The sequence below is a fragment of the Bradyrhizobium sp. UFLA05-125 genome, assembly GCF_059803515.1.
Map to the genome: position 1 here is coordinate 1 of NZ_JBANBJ010000116.1, position 20,007 is coordinate 20,007.

Sequence of the window (20,007 nt, forward strand, 5' to 3'; positions counted from 1 at the left end):
TCATCAGCTTCGAGAGTTTGGCCACGGGAGTGCGGGCCTTGGAATGTGCCTTGAGCAGCTTGACGTCGTCCTTGGTGTACTCTTTGCGCTTGCTCTTTGCTGTCTTGGCCACTTGATCTTCTCCGGCGAGATTGGGCTCCCGCCTTAAGGTGATCATGCGAATGCGTCAAGCACTCGCTCCATCGTCGGGTGACCACGGTTTTTCACTTTGACCCAGAACTTGCTCCGTCCGGCCTGATAGGGCCGGTTGCGACGCTCTCGCGCAGCTTCGAGCCAGCCGCGTTCGACCGCGCCGCCTGGGGCGAACCGTTGCGCGCTGCCTCACCCCTTAGCGGGGTCGTTTTGGCCGGCGCACAGCTCCAAGGTGTTTCTTCTCTGCTGGGATGGCCATTTGCAGCAAATATTGCAGAAAGGCCGGGATATTTTCCCCTTCGGCCGAGCGCCGCTGCAGCTCAGCGGCGATGTCTGTGGTTACGACGCGCGACCAGCCCTCGGTGGTGTTAAAACAGACGATGCGCAGGGGAGGGGTATAGCGGCCCTCCAATAAGTCGCAGATCAGTCTTTCGTGGTTATCCTCGCCGTAGTACCAGGTGCGCCCTACCCAAGTCCCGGAGGCGTCCAGCACGATGTAGGTGTCGTCGTCTAGATCTTTCGGCACGATGGATGGCGAGCGAGGCATACCGAGCACTCCGCCCCGGAAGTGGGAAGGCTGTGACGATCAACAAACACCGCCCAAGCGGGCCTATGCCACGGGCTAGCTTGCAAATCTGGGTTACCTCACTCGGGTATGCGGTACAATTTTGAACGTCAGTTCGCCAATGTCGCTTACCGAACTCGCAATTCGAAACGCGTCGGCCCGCGGTCACCGACTCTGGCGAACTCCATTTGACCCGCTTGCCTTCGAGGTTGGTGAAACGGAAGGCCCATACCCGATCACCGCTCGCGCGCACGACCAGGTAGAGACCCGTCGCCATCGGCATGGGCGCCGGGTTGCCTGGATTTAACTTGGTTCGAATTGAGCCCCACTTTACCTTCGTCCTATAGCTTACCAATTACCGTCCGGGTCAATTTGGTTCCCGACGGTGACCGGTCCAGACCGGCCGACTGTAAGCATAAGGACCGTCACGGATACTCATGCAGGCTGAGCGGCGCCCATTCACCACTTGCCTGATCCGGCCCGCGTCCGGCTCGCTTGGACGGTGACAGACGGCGACTGATGCGGCTAATGAACTGGATTATCTAGAGAATCGGATGTGTGACGATGCTCACTGATAGCAGGCAAAGCGGTCAAAATAGGTACATGATCCGTGACGGCATTCGGTAAGCTGATACGAACCACGGCGTTCCGGCTGACGCTGGTTTATCTGTTCTTGTTCGCGCTGTTCGCGGCCTCGCTGCTCGGCTATTTCGCCTGGAACACGCGGCGGCTGATCACCGAGGAGATCACGCAGACGGTGAACGCGGAGACCTCGGAGATCTCTGAGATCTACGGCCGTCGCGGCCTGCACGGTCTCGTGCTCGCGATCGAATACCGGGCGCTGCGTCCGGGCGCCAACCTCTACCTCGTAACAACGCCGACGGGGCAGGCGATCGCCGGCAATGTCGGCTCGCTGGCGCCGGGCGTGATGGCGACGCGCGGCTGGTCGGAGACTGCGTACCGGCGGATCGAGGATACCGATGATCGCGACCATCGCGCGCTGGTGCGCGTCACTGAACTGGAAAACGGCTTCCGCCTTCTGATCGGCCGCGACCTCGCCGAGCGGCGGCGCTTGTTCGGCATCGTCGCCAAGGCTGCGCAATGGTCGATCCTGATCGTCGTCGTGCTGGGCCTTGGCGGCGGTATCTTCGTCGCGCGCCGCGTGCTCACGCGTATCGACGCGATGAGCGGCACGGCGCATCGCATCATGACCGGCGATCTCAGCGAGCGCCTGCCCGTGGGGCGCAGCGGCGACGAGCTCGATCGGCTCGCGGAAAACCTCAACGCCATGCTGGAGCGCATTGAAGCGCTGATGGTGGGGTTGAAGGAGGTCTCCGACAACATCGCCCATGACTTGAAGACGCCGCTGACGCGCCTGCGCAACCGCGCCGAGGAGGCGTTGGCGAAATCGGGCTGCGAGGCTGACTACCGCGCGGCACTGGAACGGACCATCGAGGAATCGGACGGGCTGATCCGCACCTTCAATGCGCTGTTGATGATCGCCCGCGCCGAGTCCGGTCAGGCGCGCGGCAACATGGACGATTTCGACGCCTCCGATGTCGCCGGCGGCATCCACGAGCTCTACGAGCCTCTCGCCGAGGACGACGGCATGACGTTGAAGGTCAAGGCCGAGCCGACGCCGGTCCACGGCAACCGCGAGCTGATCAGCCAGGCGCTCGCCAATCTGGTCGAGAACGCGATCAAATATGGCAAGCCGGTCGCGCAGTCCGCGGGAACCGTCGTCAGCATGGACAGCCGCCAGATCCTCATCGAGGCACGGCGCGAGGGTGATCGCGTGCTGCTCAGCGTCACCGATCGTGGCCCCGGAATTCCGGAAGGCGATCGCAAGCACGCCGTGGAGCGTTTCGTGCGGCTCGAGGCGAGCCGGACGCTGCCGGGCTCGGGCCTCGGCCTCAGCCTCGCCGCCGCGGTTGCAACGCTGCATGGCGGTGAGCTGAGGTTGGACGATGCCCATCCGGGTCTCATTGCCACGCTGGTCCTGCCCGCCCGCGCCGGCGACAGGGTTGCTCCTCCAATACCGGATGTGCCACAGAAGGTGGCATGAATCTCTCCGCGCCGGGAAACGCGGACAAGCATGGTGGAAGTCTGGCCGCGCGCTTCGCGGAAGGCCCCCATGTTGCCGCTTCCGTCACCGCCGAACAGCGACTTCGAGACTGGCTCGCCGAGCTCGAGCCGCAACATGCGGCTGCGATCGCGGCGCTGCTGGATCGTCCCTTCGTTTGTCCGATCCTGGCCGGCATCGCTGAATTCTCGCCCTATCTGTTCGACCTGATCCGCAACGATCCGGCGCGATTGATCCGGCTTCTTGGCTGCGATCCCGATGCACATCTGGCGTCGCTGATCGACGACGCCAGGCGCGCCGCGGCCACCGAGGAAGCCGAGCTGATGCGGCTGCTTCGCCGCATGAAATCGGAGGCGGCGCTGTTGATCGCGCTCTGCGATATCGGCGGAGTTTGGCCCGTGATGCGGGTCACGGCGGCGTTGACCGACGTCGCGGTGTCCTCGGTCCAGACCGCGCTCCGGTTCCTGCTGCGGCAGGACGTCGCACGCGGCAAGCTGTTGCCGGCCAATCCCGAAGCTCCGGAAGAGAGCTGCGGCCTGATCGTGCTGGCGATGGGCAAGATGGGTGCGGGCGAGCTGAACTACTCCAGTGACATCGACCTGATCGTGTTCTTCGATCCCGACGCGACGACGCTTGCGCCCGATATCGAGCCGCAGCCTTTCTTCGTTCGGGTGACGCAGGGGCTTTCGCGGCTGCTGCAACAGCGCACCTATGACGGCTACGTGTTCCGCGTCGATCTGCGGCTGCGGCCCGATCCGTCCTCGACGCAAGTTGCGATCTCGCGCGACGCGGCGCTGCATTACTACGAGCGGGAAGGGCGCACCTGGGAGCGTGCCGCCATGATCAAGGCCCGCGCTTGCGCCGGCGACCTGAAAGCCGGCGAGGCGCTGCTCGCCGAGATCGCGCCCTTCGTTTGGCGCAAGCATCTCGATTTCGCCGCGCTCGCCGACGTTCATGACATGAAGCGGCAGATGCAGACCTATCGCGGTCAGAGTGAGGTCGCCGTCGAAGGGCATAACGTGAAGGTCGGGCGTGGCGGCATTCGCGAGATCGAGTTCTTCGCGCAGACCCAGCAATTGATCGCCGGTGGCCGTCATCCGGAATTGCGGGTGCGGCCGACACTGGTTGCGCTCGACGTGCTCGCCAGCAGCAACTGGATCACCAATCAGGCCCGCGATGAGCTGACCGCCGCCTACCACTTCCTGCGCCGGGTCGAGCATCGCCTCCAGATGATCGCCGATGAGCAGACTCACGCCTTGCCTGAGGACAAGGAGGCCGTGGAGCGTCTGGCGTGGTTCTTCGGCTACGAGAGCCGCGAGGCCTTTGCGGGCGACCTCCTGAGCCAGCTCGAGATCGTCCAGGGACATTACGAAAAGCTCTTCGAGGGCGATCCGACCGGCACGGCAAAGCTGCCGGCGATCGACTATGGTGCCGGCCCCGACGACCCGCGCCTGTTGCAGCAATTGTTGGCGCTCGGCTTCAAGAAGCCCGCTGCCGTCGCACAAACGGTGCGCGACTGGATCACCGGCGATTACCGCGTATTCCGCGTTGACGCCACCCGCGGCGCCTTCGTCGAATTCGTGCCGGCCCTGATTGACGGCCTTGCCCATGCCGAGGAGCCGGATCGCGCGGTCGCGGCGTTCGATCAGTTCCTGCAAGCCTTACAGCGCGGCGGGCGGCTGATCACGCTGCTCAGCCAGAACCGCGATCTCGTTGCCCTCGTGGCGCTGGTGCTGGGCGCCGCTCCCCGGCTTGGAGAGATGCTGGCGCGGCAGCCGCAATTGATGGACGGCTTGATTGATCCGCGCTTTTTCGGCGCTATGCCGGACCAGCGGGAATTATCGGCTCGGCTTGCGGCCACGGTGCGCGATGCGGGTTCGTACGAAGAGTTCCTCGACCGCCTGCGCCTGTTCGGCCAGGAGAGCCTGTTCCTGATCGGCACGCGCATTCTCTCGGGCACGGTCTCCGCCCAGCACGCGAGCACCGCATTCGCAGACGTTGCGGAGGGCATCGTCCACACCGTGCACGGACTGGTCGCCGATCGCTTCGCTGCCCAGCATGGCCGGATCAAGGGGCAGGAGACCGCGATCATCGCCATGGGGCGGCTCGGCAGTCGCGAGATGACGGCCTCGTCCGACCTCGACCTGATCCTGCTCTATGATTTCGACGGCGAGAATCCGGACTCCGACGGTCAGAAATCACTTCAGGGCGCACACTATTTCGCGCGCTTCACCCAGCGTCTGATCAGCGCCTTTACGACGCGGACCAATTACGGCGTGCTCTACGAAATCGACATGCGGCTGCGGCCCTCGGGACGAGCCGGCCCGGTGGCTTCCAGCATCGCCTCCTTCGCCGATTATCAGGCGCACGAGGCATGGACCTGGGAACACATGGCGCTGACGCGCGCACGCGTCGTGTCGGCTTCGCCGGAATTTCGTGCGCGGATCGAGACGGTCATCCGCGAGGTGCTGACGCGGCGCCGCGATCCCGTCACGATCGCCAACGATGTCGCCGACATGCGCCGTGCGATCGCGCAGGAGAAGGGCGAGACCGACTATTGGGATCTCAAATATGCCGCCGGCGGCATGGTCGATATCGACTTCATCGCGCAATATCTCCAGCTCGCCCATGCGCATGACAAGCCGGGGATTCTCGACGTCTCGACCTTGCAGGTGCTGGAGAACGCCGCCAGGCTCGGCGTGTTGGCGCAGTCGGAGACCGAGACTTTACGTGCAGCAGCGCGGCTCTACCACGATCTGACCCAGATCCTGCGCCTCTGCGTCAGCGACCGCTTCAAGCCGGAGACCGCCGGTGTCGACCTTCAGCGCGTGATGGCGCGCGCAGGCGACGCACCGGATTTTTCATCGCTCGAAGCCCGCGTGAAGGAGACCCAGAGCGAGGTGCGGCGCGTGTTCAGGGCGCTGTTGGAAGGGCAGTAGCCTCTTTCAGCGACGCGATGGCCTCGCGGACATGAGGCTCCAGCCCTGCGCCGCCGGCATCGAGATGCGCGAAGATCGCGCGCTTCATCCGGGGGTCCCAGAACTTCTTGATGTGCTCGGCGATGCCCGGCACAGCCTTGTCGTGGCCCTGGCTGCGGAAGAACGTGCCGATCTGGTTGGCCATGTAGATCAAGCGGTCAGGCGACATCGGCAACCTCCGTGGCACGGCAGGCCACGCGGCCGCCATGCGTGAACACTTCAAACCCGTCTTGCCGGGCGATGGCAATCAGCGTGATGCCGGCGGCTTCCGCGGTGCGCACGGCAAGCGCGGTGGGTGCGGAGACCGCGACCATCACCGGCGCGCCGATCGCGGCCGTCTTCTGCACCATCTCCACCGAGACGCGGCTCGTCAGCAGCACCATGCCGCCGCTCGCATCCGTGCGGCTGCGTGCCAGCGCGCCGGCAAGCTTGTCGAGCGCGTTATGGCGGCCGACATCCTCGCGCAGCGCGATGAGGCCGCGGGCAGGGGACCAGAACGCGGCGGCATGCACGGCGCGGGTCTGCATGTTGATCGCTTGCAGCGGAGCAACGCCCTGCATGGCCGTCATGATCTGCTCCGGCGCAAAGGCCTGCCCCTGCGGCACGATCGCGGCGGGGCGCACGGCCTCCGCGATGGACTCGATGCCGCAGATGCCGCAGCCGGTCGGTCCAGCGATGTGGCGCCGCCGCTCGCTCATGCGTCCGGCATCTTCCGAGGCTAGCCACATCCGGAGCTCGATGCCGTCATCGAGGCGAACCACTTCGAGCGACTGGATGTCGTCGGCGGATGTCACGATGCCCTCGCTCAGGCTGAAGCCGACGGCGAAGTCTTCGAGATTTTGCGGCGTTCCCATCATGACGGCATAGGTGCCGCCATTATAGGTCAGCGCGATTGGCGTCTCCTCCGGGACGTGCCGTGTCCCGTCAGAGGCCGCCCCGTCACGCCAGCTCTCACGATCGATCGCCTGGACCGCCACATGCATGCGCTTACTCCGCGGCTTCGGCGGGCGTGATGCGACGAGAGTGCCGCGCCTGCGCGTCATAGGCCTTCTGCCAGTCGGACGGTCCGTTGGACGGCGACACCTGCACGGCGGTGACCTTGTACTCCGGACAGTTGGTCGCCCAGTCCGAATAGTCGGTCGTGATGACGTTGGCCTGCGTGTCCGGGTGGTGGAAGGTGGTGTAGACCACGCCCGGTGCGACGCGGTCGGTGATCTCCGCACGCAGCGTGGTTTCACCGGCGCGGCTCTTCAGCCGCACCCAGTCGCCGTCGCGCACGCCGCGCTGCTCGGCGTCGTGCGGGTGGATTTCGAGCCGGTCTTCCGCGTGCCAAACCACGTTGTCGGTGCGGCGGGTCTGCGCGCCGACATTGTACTGGCTGAGGATGCGGCCGGTGGTCAGCAGCAGCGGATAGCGCGGGCCGGTGCGCTCGTCGGTCGCGACATACTCGGTGACGACGAACTTGCCCTTGCCGCGGACGAAGCCGTCGATATGCATTACCGGCGTGCCCTCGGGCGCCTTCTCGTTGCAAGGCCACTGCACCGAGCCGAGTTCGTCGAGCCTGGCGTAGGAGACGCCGGCGAAGGTCGGCGTCAGCGCCGCGATCTCGTCCATGATCTCGGAGGGGTGTTTGTAATTCATCTCGAAGCCCATCGCCTTCGCAAGCCCGATGGTGACCTCCCAATCCGCAAGGCCGTTCTTCGGCGTCATCACCTTGCGCACGCGCTGGATGCGGCGCTCGGCGTTAGTGAAGGTGCCGTCCTTCTCGAGGAAGCTGGATCCGGGCAGGAAGACGTGGGCGTAGTTGGCGGTCTCGTTGAGGAAGAGATCGTGGACGATCACGCATTCCATCGCCGAGAGCGCCGCGACCACATGCGAGGTGTTGGGATCGGACTGCAGGATGTCCTCGCCCTGAACGTAGATCCCCATGAACGTGCCTTCGACCGCAGCATCGAACATGTTGGGAATGCGCAGGCCCGGCTCGGGATTGAGCTTGACGTTCCACATCGCCTCGAACTGGTCGCGCACGGCATCGCCCGAGATGTGACGATAGCCCGGCAGTTCGTGCGGAAATGAGCCCATGTCGCATGAGCCCTGCACGTTGTTCTGGCCGCGCAGCGGGTTCACGCCGACGCCGGGGCGGCCGATATTGCCGGTCGCCATTGCGAGGTTTGCGATCGCGATCACGGTGGTCGAGCCCTGGCTGTGCTCGGTGACGCCGAGGCCGTAATAGATCGCAGCATTGCCGCCGGTGGCGTAGGTCCGCGCTGCTTCGCGCAGCACCTTGGGATCGACGCCCGTCAGGATGGCGGTCGCCTCCGGGCTGTTGTTGGGCTGCGCGACGAACGCGGCCCATTCCTCGAACTCGCTCCAGTCGCAGCGTTCGCGCACGAAGGCCTCATTGACGAGGCCTTCGGTGACGATGACATGCGCCAGCGCGGTCATCACGGCGACGTTGGTGCCGGGCATCAGCGGCAGATGCAGCGCCTTCACGTGCGGCGATTCCACCATCTCGGTGCGGCGCGGATCGATCACGATCAGTTTTGCGCCCTGTCGCAGCCGCTTCTTCAGGCGGGAAGCGAAGACGGGGTGGGCGGAGGCCGGATTGGCGCCGATGACGACGACGACATCGGTATCTTCGACCGAGTCGAAGTCCTGCGTGCCGGCGGAGGTGCCGAAGGTAGTGGCGAGGCCATAGCCGGTCGGCGAATGGCAGACGCGGGCGCAGGTGTCGACATTGTTGTTGCCGAAGCCGGCTCGGATCAGTTTCTGCACCAGATAGGTCTCTTCATTGGTGCAGCGGGACGAGGTGATGCCGCCGATGGCGTCGCGGCCGTATTTCTTCTGGATGCCGCGCATCTTTGCTGCGGCGAAGGAGAATGCTTCATCCCACGACACTTCGCGCCAGGAATCCTCGATCCGCTCGCGGATCATCGGCTTGAGAATGCGTTCCTTGTGATTGGTGTAGCCCCAGGCGAAACGGCCCTTGACGCAGGAATGGCCGCGATTGGCCTTACCGTCCTTCCACGGCACCATGCGCACGACTTCCTCGCCGCGCATCTCGGCCTTGAAGGCGCAGCCGACGCCGCAATAGGCGCAGGTGGTGACGACCGAATGCTCGGGCTGGCCGATCTCGATCACCGACTTTTCCGTCAGGGTCGCGGTCGGGCAGGCCTGCACGCAGGCGCCGCAGGAGACACATTCGGAGCCGAGGAAGCTCTCGCTCATGCCCGGCGAGACACGGCTGTCGAAGCCGCGGCCCGAGATCGTCAGTGCGAAGGTGCCTTGCACCTCCTCGCAGGCGCGGACGCAGCGTGAGCAGACGATGCACTTCGACGGATCGTAGGTGAAGTAGGGGTTGGACTCGTCCTTGGGCATCCAGGCGGCATTGATCTCGCCATGGGACTTGGCGAAGACGTGGTTCTCGCCTTCATAACCGTAGCGCACGTCGCGCAGGCCGACGGCGCCGGCCATATCCTGCAACTCGCAATCGCCGTTGGCGCCGCAGGTGAGGCAGTCGAGCGGATGGTCGGAGATGTAGAGCTCCATCACGCCCTTGCGCAGCTTTTTCAGCCGCTCGGTCTGGGTGTGAACGACGAGGCCGTTCATCGCGGGCGTGGTGCAGGAGGCCGGCGTGCCGGCGCGGCCTTCGATCTCGACGAGGCAGAGGCGGCAGGAGCCGAACGCATCCACCATGTCGGTCGCGCAGAGCTTCGGGATCTGGTGACCCGCTTCCATCGCCGCGCGCATGATCGAGGTGCCCTCGGGCACCGAGATCTCCTTGCCGTCGATGGTCAGCGTGACCATAGTTTCCGATTTCGAGCGCGGCGTGCCGAAGTCGATTTCCTCGATCAGAGACATCGTTGTTCTCCTATTCCGCGGCCTGAAGGGTGGCCGGTGCCGGGCCAAAATCTTCCCGGAAATGCTTCAGGGCACTCAGCACGGGGTAGGGCGTGAAGCCGCCGAGTGCGCAGAGCGAGCCAAATTTCATGGTGTTGCAGAGGTCCTCGACGAGCGCGAGGTTTTCGCTCACGCGCTCGCCGCGCATGATCTTCTCGATCGTCTCGACGCCGCGGGTCGAGCCGATCCGGCACGGCGTGCACTTGCCGCAGGATTCGATGGCGCAGAACTCCATCGCAAATCGTGCCTGCTTGCGCATGTCGACGCTGTCGTCGAACACGACGATGCCACCATGGCCGATCAGGCCGTCGCGCGCGGCAAAGGCCTCGTAGTCGAACGGCGTGTCGAACAGCGCGCGGGGGAAATAGGCGCCGAGCGGCCCGCCGACCTGCACGGCGCGGACCGCGCGGCCGGTGAACGTGCCGCCGCCGATGTCGTCGACGAGCTCGCCGAGCGTCACGCCGAACGCGGTCTCGAACAGCCCGCCATGACGGATGTTGCCGGCGAGCTGGATCGGCATCGTGCCGCGCGAGCGGCCCATGCCGAAATCCGCATAGGCCTTGGCGCCTTCGGCAAGGATGAACGGGACGGCTGCGAACGACAGCACGTTGTTGATGACGGTCGGCTTGCCGAACAGGCCGTGATGCGCCGGCAGCGGCGGCTTTGCGCGCACGATGCCGCGACGGCCTTCGAGGCTCTCCAGCAGCGAGGTCTCCTCGCCGCAGACATAGGCGCCGGCGCCGACGCGCACCTCGAGATCGAAGCTCTGCGTGGACCCGCCGATATTCGTTCCGAGATAGCCGCCATGCTTTGCCGCCGCGATCGCCGCGTTCATCGCCTCGACCGCGTGCGGATATTCGCTGCGGACGTAGATGTAGCCTTTGGTCGCGCCGACCGTGATCGCCGCGATGGTCATGCCTTCGATGACCAGGAAGGGATCGCCCTCCATGATCATGCGGTCGGCAAACGTCCCGCTATCGCCCTCGTCGGCGTTGCAGACGATGAACTTGCGATCGGCCTTCGCCTGGGCGACCGTCTTCCACTTGATGCCGGTCGGGAAGCCAGCGCCGCCGCGGCCGCGAAGGCCGGATGCGGTGACCTCGGCCAGGATCGCATCCGAGCCGAGCGACAGCGCGCGCTCGAGGCCCTTGTAGCCCCGATGGGTGCGGTAATCCTCGGGCGAACGCGGATCGATCACGCCGCAACGGGCGAAGGTGAGGCGGGTCTGGCGCTTCAGCCAGGGAATCTCGTCAGCGATGCCAAGGCGCAGGGGATGCTGTCCGTTGCTTGCCATGGAGTCGAACACGGAGGAGACATCCTCCGGGCCGACCGGTCCGTACGCGACACGACCCTTGAGAGTTGCAACCTCGACCATTGGCTCCAGCCAACACAGTCCGCGTGAGCCGGTCCTGACGATTTCGACTGGAAGGCCGCGCTTCTCCGCAGCCTGCTCGATCGCTGTGGCCACATCGTCGGCGCCGACAGCGACGGCAGCCGCATCGCGGGGAACGAATATCCGCATCTTCATCGCTGCGCCTCCGCCACCAGCGCATCGAGGCGCTTCTCATCGAGCCGGCCGACGAGGCGACCATCGAGCATCGCCGAAGGCGCGGTGGCACAGAGGCCGAGGCAGTAGATCGGCTCCAGCGTCACGCGGTCATCGGCCGTGGTGTTGCCCAGGGAGACGCCGAGCTTCGCCTCGGCACGGGCTGCCAGCGCATCGCCACCGGCAGCCTGGCAAGCTTCCGCGCGGCACAGTTTCAGAACGTGGCGGCCGGCGGGCTTGTGGCGGAAATCGTGGTAGAAGGTAAACACGCCATGAACCTCGGCGCGCGACAGGTTGAGTGCCTGCGCGACCATGGGAATCGCCGCCTCCGGGACATAGCCGAAGGCCTCTTGCAGGGCATGGAGGATGACCAGCGTCGCGCCCTCCTGTCCGGCGTGTTCGGCGATGATTTCAGCGCCGCGCGTTTCGTCCCAAGGTTCGTGAATCCCCGTCATTCTTCATTCTCAATCAGAGGGTGACCTGCTCCATGAGTATTTGGAATCATTCGAAAATCAATAAAGCCGTCCCATGCTGCGATCGGGAATTCGCATCGATAGGGTGACGCAATCGGGTGATACGAAATAGCAATGATTGTTCCGGCAACGTCCCGTTTTCGGGTGTTGGAGAAGGCTCATCGTGATAGCTTGCATGCCACCACAAAATCCCAGGGGAAAAGCGGTTGCTCGACAAGCTTGAACTTCTGCTGGCGCTGGCCAAGGAGCGGCATTTCGGACGCGCGGCGGAGGCCTGCGGCGTCACCCAGCCGACAATGTCGACCGGGTTGAAGCAGCTCGAGGAGATTCTCGGCGTCATGCTGGTCCAGCGCGGCTCGCGCTTCCAGGGCTTTACGCCGGAAGGCGAGCGGGCGCTCGACTGGGCCCGGCGCATCGTCGGCGACGCCCGCGCCATGCGCGACGAGATCAACGGGCTGAAGCACAAGCTCTCCGGCGAGATCCGCATCGCAGCGATCCCGACCGCGCTCGGCATGGTGGCGTCGCTGACGACCCCGTTCCGCGCCAAACATCCGGAGGTGCGTTTCCGTATCCAGTCGACTACGTCGTCCGAGGTGCTGGGGCTTCTCGAAAATCTCGAGGTCGATGCAGGGCTGACCTATATCGAGAACGAGCCGATCGGCAAGGTGCGCACCATCCCGCTCTACAACGAGAGCTATCGCCTCCTGACCGCGCCGGATGCGATGTTCGGTGACCGCGAGACGGTGACCTGGGCGGAGGTCGGCAAGGTGCCGCTCTGCCTCCTGACGCCGGACATGCAGAACCGCCGCATCATCGACCGCGCGTTGCGCTCGGTGAATGCCGAGGCGACGCCGACGCTGACGTCGAACTCGCTGCTGGTGCTGTTCACCCATGTGAAGACCGGGCGGTGGGCGAGCGTGATGCCGGCGAAGCTCGCCGAGACGCTCGGCCTCAAGGATACCGTCCGCTCGATCCCGATCACCGATCCCGAGGTCAACTACAGCATTGGCCTCGTGATCCCGCAGCGCGACCCGATGACGCCGCTGATCGCCGCGCTCGTCAACGTCGCGCGCGAGGTGGCGCCGACGCTGCAATCCTGATCGGGGTCAGGCGGCCGCGGGGATCCTGGCCGAGGCCTTGTTGGCATCGCGCGGCAGCGTGACGCGCACGACGGTGCCGACGTCGATCTTCGAGCGCAGCCGCATCGAGCCGCCGTGCAGTTGCGCGAGCGAGCGGGCGATCGCAAGCCCCAGGCCCGAACCGTGATAGGTCTTGGTGAGCTGGCTCTCGACCTGCTCGAAGGGGCGGCCGAGCCGCGTCAGCGAATGCGGGGCGATGCCGATGCCGGTGTCGGCGATCATCAGCACGACCTTGTCCTCGAGCTGCCGGCTGCGCACCACGATGCGGCCGCCGTCCGGCGTAAACTTCACGGCGTTGGACAGGAGGTTGACGATGATCTGCTTGGTGGCGCGGCGGTCGGCGACGACCGAAATGATGTTTTCGATGTCGGCGTCCAACGTCAGGTTCTTGTCTTCGGCACGGCCCGAGACCACCCGCAGCGATTCCGCGAGCGTGCGGGACAGGTCGAGCTCCTCCATGTCGAGCTTCATGCGGCCGGCCTCGATCTTGGACATGTCGAGGATGTCGTTGATGACCTCCAGCAGATAGTGACCGCTGGTGAGGATGTCCTGGCAGTATTCCTGATACTTCTCGTTGCCGAGCTCGCCGAACATGCCGCTTCCCATGACCTCCGAGAAGCCGATGATCGCGTTCAAGGGCGTGCGCAGCTCGTGGCTCATATTGGCGAGGAATTTCGACTTGGTCTGGTTGGCTTCCTCGGCGCGGGTCTTTTCGCGCTGGTATTTCTCGGCGAGATCGGCGAGCTCGTTGGTCTGGCGCTCCAGAGCCGCCTGCGAGCGCTTCAGGTCGATGACGGTGGCGCGCAGGCGCAGATCGTTGTCGACGAGCTTCTGCTCGTGTTCCTTGATGCGCGTGATGTCGGTGCCGACCGAGACGTAGCCGCCGTCCTTGGTGCGGCGCTCGCTGATGTGCAGCCAGCTGCCGTCGTCGAGCTGCGCCTCGAAGGTGCGGGCACCCGGTCCCTGATTGGCGGTCTCGTTGTGGCGGGTGCGCACCTCCGGCATGCGGCCGACCTCGAGCACGGTCTCGTAGGAGGTGCCGGGGATGACGGCTGAGTCCGGCAGCCTGTGCAGGCGTTGGAAGTGCGAGTTGCAGAGCACCAGACGGTCGCTGTTGTCCCACAGCACGAAGGCTTCCGGGATCGTCTCGATGGCATCGCGCAGGCGCAAATCGGCTTCCACCGTCCTTTCGGCAAGGCTCTTCTGCTCGGTGATATCGACCGCGATGCCGATCAGATGCATGGCGGAATCGCCCGTGGCGCGCGTGCGCTCGCAGCGCACGCGGAGCCAGATCCAGTGGCCGTCGACGTGCTGCATGCGGAAACTCTGGTCGATGTGGTCGATCTGGCCCGAGATCAGCTGGTCGGCGATCGCGAACAGGTCGATGTCGTCCGACTTCACCAGCGCATTGACCTCGCCAAAGGTGAGGAGCTCGTTGCGGCCGTCGAGGCCCAGCATCGAAAACATCGACTGCGACCAGAAGATCTTGCCCCGCGAAAGATCCCAGTCCCAAAGGCCGCAGCGCCCGCGGTTGAGCGCGGTGTCGATCCGGCCGCGCACGGCGTCGTTGATCAGGTCGCCCTCGCGGGCGCGGGTCGACTGCCAGTGGAAGGCGAAGCCGAGGATCAGGACGACGAAGCCGGTGGTTGCCGACAGCGTCACCGAGAGCGCGGCATCCGAGCCCCAGATCGGCTCGTTGCGCTCCTGGATCACGGTGACCTGACCGGGCAGCGACCTGATCGGCCGGGAGATCGCCATCGCGCTGTTGCCGCTGGGCAGCGTGAGATCGGAGACGTCGTTCTGTTGCGGCGGCATCGCCACCAGCTGCGCGGTAGTGATCGCATCGAGCAGGCGGTCGTTGCCGGCCGGATCGGTGTCCACGGGAATGCGTGCGAGGATGCGGCGGTCCGTGCCGACGGAGGTGACGATGACGTGGCGGCCCGAGGCGGCGCCCCAGGAGGGAATGAGCTCGGGCAACAGCGTCGGCAGACGCTCGATGTTCTTCTGGCGGTCCATGCGCACCGAGGCGAGACGATCGATGCGCTCGGCGAGCAGGTCGGCGAGCGCCTGAATGTCGTGCTTGACCACCAGGCGCTTCTGCCGGGTCTGGTCAACGACCTGGACGAAGGCGCCGAGGCAGATGGTGATGAGGAAGGCGATGATGAGAGTAGGCACAGCGCGCCGGAGCGCCGGCTCGGCGATCAGGAGCCGGTGGTAGGCCGGTTTCGCGATCGATTGCGCCAATCCCTTGATCGAATCGGATTGGACGCACGCGCTCGCGGCGTCTGCGCGCGGCATGCCTTCGGCCCCCAGAGATATTGCTGCACCACAATTCGGAATGAAGCCCCCGCTCGCTTCCGAATCACAGCGATTTGAATCCAGTTTTCGCGGGCTGTCGAGAGTCAACGAATCGTTAACGCGAAATAATTCTTATCCAATGGAGAGTTTGCGCCGCGAGGGTCCGCAATCTGATGTGCGCGGCGAGTCCGAAACGGGAACGTGTGAACTCTTCGTGTGATCAGTCACGCGCGCGGCGGCTCGGCGTGACTGATCACACGCTTCACGCTCGGGAAGGCGCGACGCAGCGCGCGCTCGATCTCGTCGACATGCTCGTGCACCTTGATCACGCTCATCGACGGCGTGGCGCGGCAGTGGAAGTTGACGATCTCGCCGGCGTCGGTGTTGCGCACGCGCACATTATGGATGTCGTTGATCTCGCCGCCTGCGGCGAAGCCGGTGAGCGCGGCTGCAATGGCCTGCACCCGTTGCGCCGGAGCGTCGACGCCGAACGGCAGCTCCGGCTCGAGCGGCTCGATATGGACGTCCACCTCCACATCCTCGCCGAATTCCTCCTGGATGCTGCGCTCCAGCGTGTTGGCGACGTCATGGGCTGCGACCAGTGGCATCTCGGCATCGACCTCGAGATCGATGCCGACGATCAGCTTGGCGCCGAGGTCATGCACGGTGACGTGATGAATGGCGAGGCCGGAGTTGCGGGCGATCACCATGATGCGGTCGCGCACGGTCTCGTTGTCGCGCGCGACCGGGACTGCGGTGAAGGTGAGGTCGGCGTCGCCGAACGCCCTGCCGACGGCAGCTTGCGCGTTGCGCTTGATGTCCTCGACGCGGTCGATCGGATAGGTCCGCGGCACTTTTGCGATGGTATCGATGAAGTAGGTCGCGCCGACCATGCGCACGCGCAGGCGCTCGACATCGAGCACGCCGGGCACGCTCTTGATCGCGGCGGTCGCTTTTTCCAGGGCGCCCTCCGGGGCGCGATCGACCAGGGTCTGCACCGTCGATCCTGCCATGCGCAGGCCGAGAGCTGCGATCATCACGGCGACGGCGGCGGCCGCCGCGGCGTCGCCCCACCAGAAGCCGAGGGCGGCGAGGATGAGGCCCGCGATGACGGCGAACGAGCCCATCACGTCGGAGGCAAAATGCAGGGCGTCGGCGGCGAGTGCCTGGCTCCGCGTCTCCCGCGCGGCGCGATGCAGTGCACGGGCGCGCCAGAGATTGACGACGATGTCGATCACCAGCACGACGAAGGGCACGGCCGAGATGGTCGGCGGCGGCGAGCCCTCGCGGATGCGGCTATAGGCCTCGACCAGGATGCCGCCGGCCAGCACGTAGAGCAGGGCGGTGACGCCGAGCGCGGAGATGCTCTCGAGCTTGCCATGGCCGTAATGATGCTCGTCGTCGGCAGGCTTGTCGGACACCCGCACCACCGCCCAGGTGATGATGGTCGCGACCAGGTCGATCGAGGAATGCAGCGCTTCCGAGATCAGGGCCAGCGAGCCGATCGCGATCCCGACCACGAATTTGGCTACCGCCATGCCGCCGCTGGCGAAGATCGAAATCGCGGCGACCGATGTCTTGCTGTGCTGTGCTGTCATGGCCGGGGATTTAGCAGGCAGTCCGCGAACATCAAGCGACGATCCACAGCTGCAGTCGCAAGTGAGTTGCAAGAGCGGGACTGTTGCGAGTTGTTCCAGATTGAACGAGGTGGCGAACCAATCACTCCGTCGTCATGCCCGGGCTTGACCCGGGCATCCACGTCTTTGTGAGTCGCGGCGGCACGTAGATGGCCGGGTCAAGCCCGGCCATGACGAGCGGTGAGAGTGGCGATATATCGCCCTTACTCCGCGCTGCCCGAAAGGCGCCCTCACAGCGTCACGACGATCTTGCCGAGATGCTTGTTGGCTTCCATGTGTGCGAAGGCCTGATCGATGTCGTCGAAGGTAAACACCTTGTCGATCGGCAGTTGCAGCTTGCGCGCTTCCACCGCACTCCAGATGTCCTTGCGAACCTCCTCGAAGATCTCGCGGATCTCCTCGATGGTGCGAGTGCGGAAGGTGACGCCGATATAGTTGATGCGGCGCGCCGCGTGCAGGTCGAAATTGAAATCGGCATGAGTGCCGCCGAGCCGGCCGACATTGACGATGCGGCCCTCCACCTTGGTGGTGGCAAGATTCTGGTTCGCGACCTTGCCCGAGACCTGGTCGACGATGAGGTCGACGCCTTCGCCGCCGGTGGCCTTCAACACCTGGTCGACCCAGCCGGGGTCGGAGGAGTCGATTGCGAGATCGGCGCCGTAGTCGGTGAGTCGGCTGCGGCGATGGGCATCCGTCGACGAACCGATCACGAGCTTTGCGCCCTTGAGCTTGGCGATCTGCATCGCCATCAGGCCGACGCCGGAGCTTGCGCCCTGAATCAGGACAGATTGGCCCGGCTGAATCCCGCCGACGGTGACGACGGCGTTGTGCATGGTCGCGATCGCGACAGGCAGCGTGGCGGCTTCCTCGAAGTTCATGTTCGAGGGGGCGCGGAACAGGCGGCCGTGATCGGCGAGAGTGAACTCCGCGAACGCAGCAGTGCCCGAGCCCATGATGCGGTCGCCGACCTTCACGCCCTTCGCGTCGGGCCCGAGGGCTGCGACCTCACCGGCCCATTCCATGCCGAGTACGGTGCCGACCCCGCCGGCCGCGCCATGAGCGTGGCCCCTGCGCATGCCGGTGTCGGCCCGGTTGAGCGCGCAGGCGCGCACGCGAACCAGCACCTGCGTGCCTTTAGGCGCTGGTTGAGCGACGTCGGAAATCGCAGCTCCCTCAGGGCCATAGACATAAGCCTTCATGCGTTGCTCCTGCTGCTTGCAGTGATTATTCCGCAGCCTGCGCTTTCGGGTGAACGATCATGCCTTCGAGCCGGTTCCTAATGATGGCTTCCGCCTCGCGCACGATGCGGGAGATGAGCTCGGCGCAGCTCGGGATATCCTGGATCAGGCCCTGCACCTGGCCAGCCGACCAGATGCCTTCGTCCGAATTGCCTGACGCATAGACTATCTTGCCCCGAGCGCCGGCGACGAGCTCGCGGATGTCCTCGAACTTCGCGCCTTCCTTCTCCATGGCGACGACTTTGCTGGAAATCGCGTTCCTGGCGACGCGCGAGGTGTTGCGCATGGTGCGGAAGATCAGCTCCGTCTCGCGCTCGTCATTGGCGACGATCTTCTCCTTGATGAGCTGGTGAATCGGGCTCTCCTTGGTCGCCATGAAGCGGGTGCCCATGTTGATGCCGTCGGCTCCCAGTGCCAGCGCGGCTACGAGCCCCCGCGCGTCGGCGAAGCCGCCCGAGGCGATCATGGGGATCTTGACCTTGTTGGCGGCCGCCGGAATCAGGATCAGACCGGGCGTATCGTCCTCGCCCGGATGGCCTGCGCACTCAAAACCGTCGATCGAGATGGCATCGACGCCCATGCGCTCGGCGGAAAGGGCATGGCGGACGCTGGTGCATTTGTGCACGACCTTGACGCCGTGCTTCCTGAACTCGTCGACATGCTCCTGCGGCTTGTTGCCGGCGGTCTCGACCACCTTGACGCCGGCTTCGATGATCGCGGAGCGATATTCGGCATAGGGCGGCGGCTTGATCGCGGGCAGGATGGTGAGGTTGACACCGAAGCGCTTGTCGGTGAGGTCGCGGCACCGCGCGATCTCCTTGGTGAGGTCCTCCGGCGTCGGCTGGGTCAGTGCTGTGATGAAGCCGAGCGCGCCGGCGTTCGCCACGGCGGCCACGAGTTCGGCGCGCCCGACCCACTGCATGCCGCCCTGGACGATCGGGTGCTCGACGCCGACCAGCTCGGTGAAACGTGTCTTCAGCATGGGCGCCCTCTGTTTCCTCGGGCGCGTGACGGCCCTGTTATCGATTGGTTTCGGCAGCAGGATGCCGCCCGGTCCGGCAAAAGTCTATTCGCAGGGGGTGTGGCCAGGACAGGGCAATCATGCGAGGGGCGGGAGGATTCCGCGCGGCGGATAATTCTGTGCGGGCACATCTTCGCTGTCCGATCCGCCGATGCACGCTCGCAATCGATTGACCTAAATCAAAGCCAGGCGCGGCTCTACGCCCGAACTGTCTCCACACAACGTTTGGCGGTCCGAGCGAGATGACGCTGACCTGGTACGTCACCTTTGAAACCCGCAAACAGGGACTCCTTCTTTCCAAAAGGCGAAGCCCGCGTGAAACCAGGACGTTTGCGACCGAAGCCGAGGCCAAAGTCTTCGCGCGCGCAAAGCTGGACGAAGGGCTGATCGTTTTCGCAGGTACGATAAATCCCCATCTCCCGAGGCGGCATATCGCGTCTGGCGACGTTCACACGTGGCTTGCTGAAGGATGCGACGGCGCGGCCGATCCTTCGGGCCGTTCCGACGCCGATTGAGGGTTTCGCCGGACGTGCAGCGCTGTGCAATTTCCGATTGTGCTTGAGTGTTGCCATTTGGTTACGGGGCCTGAAGACCTTCGTCACTAAACTTCCAGCTGGAATCGAAACAGATATGCACGTGAACGTGCATAAGGATCGATGCCGTCTGATTGCATTGGGGGACAAGGAGATAATCACATGAAGAAACTATTGTTGGCGGCTGTCGGCTTCGCAAGCTTGGGCTTGGCCGCTCCCGCATCGGCGGCGGATATGGCCGTCAAGGCACCGCCACCTGCGCCTGTGGTGGCGATCTACAACTGGAGCGGCTTCTACATCGGCGCCAATGGTGGATGGGGCCAGAGCCGCGGCTGCGTGGACTTCGTCACTGACATTTTTGGAACAGTCGCAGGTGGTTGCGCTACTCGCTCCGGAGGCCTTGTCGGCGGACAGATCGGGTATCGCTGGCAAACCAATCAGTTCGTGTTCGGATTGGAAGCACA

14 protein-coding genes and 1 pseudogene are annotated in these 20,007 nt (G+C 64.8%); 5 read left to right on the plus strand and 10 right to left on the minus strand.

Annotated elements, in window-relative coordinates; genetic code table 11:
- Positions 1-328: 328 nt before the first annotated feature.
- Entirely contained in the window at positions 329-679 is a 351-nt protein-coding gene (locus tag SO156_RS43630; protein WP_458146928.1) for a hypothetical protein, read from the minus strand.
- Between the two features lie 628 nt (positions 680-1,307).
- Here SO156_RS43630 and SO156_RS43635 point away from each other — a divergent pair.
- Positions 1,308-2,762, plus strand: a complete 1,455-nt coding sequence (locus SO156_RS43635) for a sensor histidine kinase (RefSeq protein WP_498539151.1) — start codon at positions 1,308-1,310, stop codon at positions 2,760-2,762.
- Positions 2,759-5,719, plus strand: a complete 2,961-nt coding sequence (locus tag SO156_RS43640; protein WP_458146926.1) for a bifunctional [glutamine synthetase] adenylyltransferase/[glutamine synthetase]-adenylyl-L-tyrosine phosphorylase — start codon at positions 2,759-2,761, stop codon at positions 5,717-5,719. Before SO156_RS43635 ends, SO156_RS43640 begins: the two co-directional genes overlap by 4 nt.
- Here the strand turns inward: SO156_RS43640 and SO156_RS43645 are convergent.
- The 5 genes from SO156_RS43645 to SO156_RS43665 are packed head-to-tail and all read right to left on the minus strand — an operon-like array spanning position 5,694 to position 11,659.
- Positions 5,694-5,927 carry a formate dehydrogenase subunit delta gene (locus SO156_RS43645; protein ID WP_458146925.1) on the minus strand — a complete coding sequence of 78 codons (234 nt, stop codon included), beginning with the start codon at positions 5,925-5,927 and terminating at the stop codon, positions 5,694-5,696. The genes SO156_RS43640 and SO156_RS43645 overlap by 26 nt on opposite strands.
- A complete protein-coding gene (gene fdhD / locus SO156_RS43650; RefSeq protein ID WP_458146924.1) occupies positions 5,917-6,741 on the minus strand; it encodes a formate dehydrogenase accessory sulfurtransferase FdhD in 825 nt (274 codons plus the stop codon). The genes SO156_RS43645 and fdhD overlap by 11 nt, the downstream gene beginning before the upstream one ends.
- Before the next feature lie 4 nt (positions 6,742-6,745).
- On the minus strand, positions 6,746-9,619 hold the full coding sequence (gene fdhF, locus SO156_RS43655) for a formate dehydrogenase subunit alpha (protein WP_498539152.1): 2,874 nt from the start codon (positions 9,617-9,619) through the stop codon (positions 6,746-6,748).
- A gap of 10 nt (positions 9,620-9,629) precedes the next feature.
- Positions 9,630-11,186, minus strand: a complete 1,557-nt coding sequence (locus SO156_RS43660; RefSeq protein ID WP_498539153.1) for a formate dehydrogenase beta subunit — start codon at positions 11,184-11,186, stop codon at positions 9,630-9,632.
- On the minus strand, positions 11,183-11,659 hold the full coding sequence (locus SO156_RS43665; protein WP_458146921.1) for a formate dehydrogenase subunit gamma: 477 nt from the start codon (positions 11,657-11,659) through the stop codon (positions 11,183-11,185). The genes SO156_RS43660 and SO156_RS43665 overlap by 4 nt, the downstream gene beginning before the upstream one ends.
- Before the next feature lie 224 nt (positions 11,660-11,883).
- Between SO156_RS43665 and SO156_RS43670 the strand changes: the two genes are divergently transcribed.
- Positions 11,884-12,777: a LysR family transcriptional regulator gene (locus SO156_RS43670; RefSeq protein ID WP_458146920.1), complete on the plus strand. Its 894-nt coding sequence runs from the start codon at positions 11,884-11,886 to the stop codon at positions 12,775-12,777.
- A gap of 6 nt (positions 12,778-12,783) precedes the next feature.
- Here SO156_RS43670 and SO156_RS43675 read toward each other — a convergent pair whose 3' ends face one another.
- From SO156_RS43675 to SO156_RS43690, 4 genes are all read right to left on the minus strand, one after another.
- Entirely contained in the window at positions 12,784-15,114 is a 2,331-nt protein-coding gene (locus SO156_RS43675; RefSeq protein WP_458146919.1) for a PAS domain-containing sensor histidine kinase, read from the minus strand.
- Between the two features lie 224 nt (positions 15,115-15,338).
- A complete protein-coding gene (locus SO156_RS43680) occupies positions 15,339-16,712 on the minus strand; it encodes a cation-efflux pump (RefSeq protein ID WP_458146918.1) in 1,374 nt (457 codons plus the stop codon).
- Positions 16,713-16,981: 269 nt separating this feature from the next.
- Positions 16,982-17,950 carry a quinone oxidoreductase family protein gene (locus SO156_RS43685; RefSeq protein ID WP_498539154.1) on the minus strand — a complete coding sequence of 323 codons (969 nt, stop codon included), beginning with the start codon at positions 17,948-17,950 and terminating at the stop codon, positions 16,982-16,984.
- A 25-nt stretch (positions 17,951-17,975) separates the two neighbouring features.
- Positions 17,976-18,971 carry an NAD(P)H-dependent flavin oxidoreductase gene (locus SO156_RS43690; protein WP_498539155.1) on the minus strand — a complete coding sequence of 332 codons (996 nt, stop codon included), beginning with the start codon at positions 18,969-18,971 and terminating at the stop codon, positions 17,976-17,978.
- A 281-nt stretch (positions 18,972-19,252) separates the two neighbouring features.
- On the opposite strand from SO156_RS43690, the gene SO156_RS43695 reads away from it, so the two are divergent.
- The gene (locus SO156_RS43695; RefSeq protein WP_458146915.1) at positions 19,253-19,525 is read left to right on the plus strand and encodes a hypothetical protein; all 273 of its coding nucleotides are present in this window, start codon (positions 19,253-19,255) and stop codon (positions 19,523-19,525) included.
- 180 nt (positions 19,526-19,705) lie between these two features.
- A pseudogene (locus SO156_RS43700) lies at positions 19,706-20,007 on the plus strand (hypothetical protein); the annotation flags it as partial.

Coding starts and splice junctions, on each gene's coding strand:
- SO156_RS43680 (WP_458146918.1), bottom strand. CDS start 16,712: ATGACAGCACAGCACAGCAAGACATCGGTCGCCGCGATTTCGATCTTC.
- fdhD (WP_458146924.1), bottom strand. CDS start 6,741: ATGCATGTGGCGGTCCAGGCGATCGATCGTGAGAGCTGGCGTGACGGG.
- SO156_RS43675 (WP_458146919.1), bottom strand. CDS start 15,114: ATGCCGCGCGCAGACGCCGCGAGCGCGTGCGTCCAATCCGATTCGATC.
- SO156_RS43685 (WP_498539154.1), bottom strand. CDS start 17,950: ATGAAGGCTTATGTCTATGGCCCTGAGGGAGCTGCGATTTCCGACGTC.
- fdhF (WP_498539152.1), bottom strand. CDS start 9,619: ATGTCTCTGATCGAGGAAATCGACTTCGGCACGCCGCGCTCGAAATCG.
- SO156_RS43690 (WP_498539155.1), bottom strand. CDS start 18,971: ATGCTGAAGACACGTTTCACCGAGCTGGTCGGCGTCGAGCACCCGATC.
- SO156_RS43640 (WP_458146926.1), top strand. CDS start 2,759: ATGAATCTCTCCGCGCCGGGAAACGCGGACAAGCATGGTGGAAGTCTG.
- SO156_RS43695 (WP_458146915.1), top strand. CDS start 19,253: ATGACGCTGACCTGGTACGTCACCTTTGAAACCCGCAAACAGGGACTC.
- SO156_RS43630 (WP_458146928.1), bottom strand. CDS start 679: ATGCCTCGCTCGCCATCCATCGTGCCGAAAGATCTAGACGACGACACC.
- SO156_RS43645 (WP_458146925.1), bottom strand. CDS start 5,927: ATGTCGCCTGACCGCTTGATCTACATGGCCAACCAGATCGGCACGTTC.
- SO156_RS43665 (WP_458146921.1), bottom strand. CDS start 11,659: ATGACGGGGATTCACGAACCTTGGGACGAAACGCGCGGCGCTGAAATC.
- SO156_RS43660 (WP_498539153.1), bottom strand. CDS start 11,186: ATGAAGATGCGGATATTCGTTCCCCGCGATGCGGCTGCCGTCGCTGTC.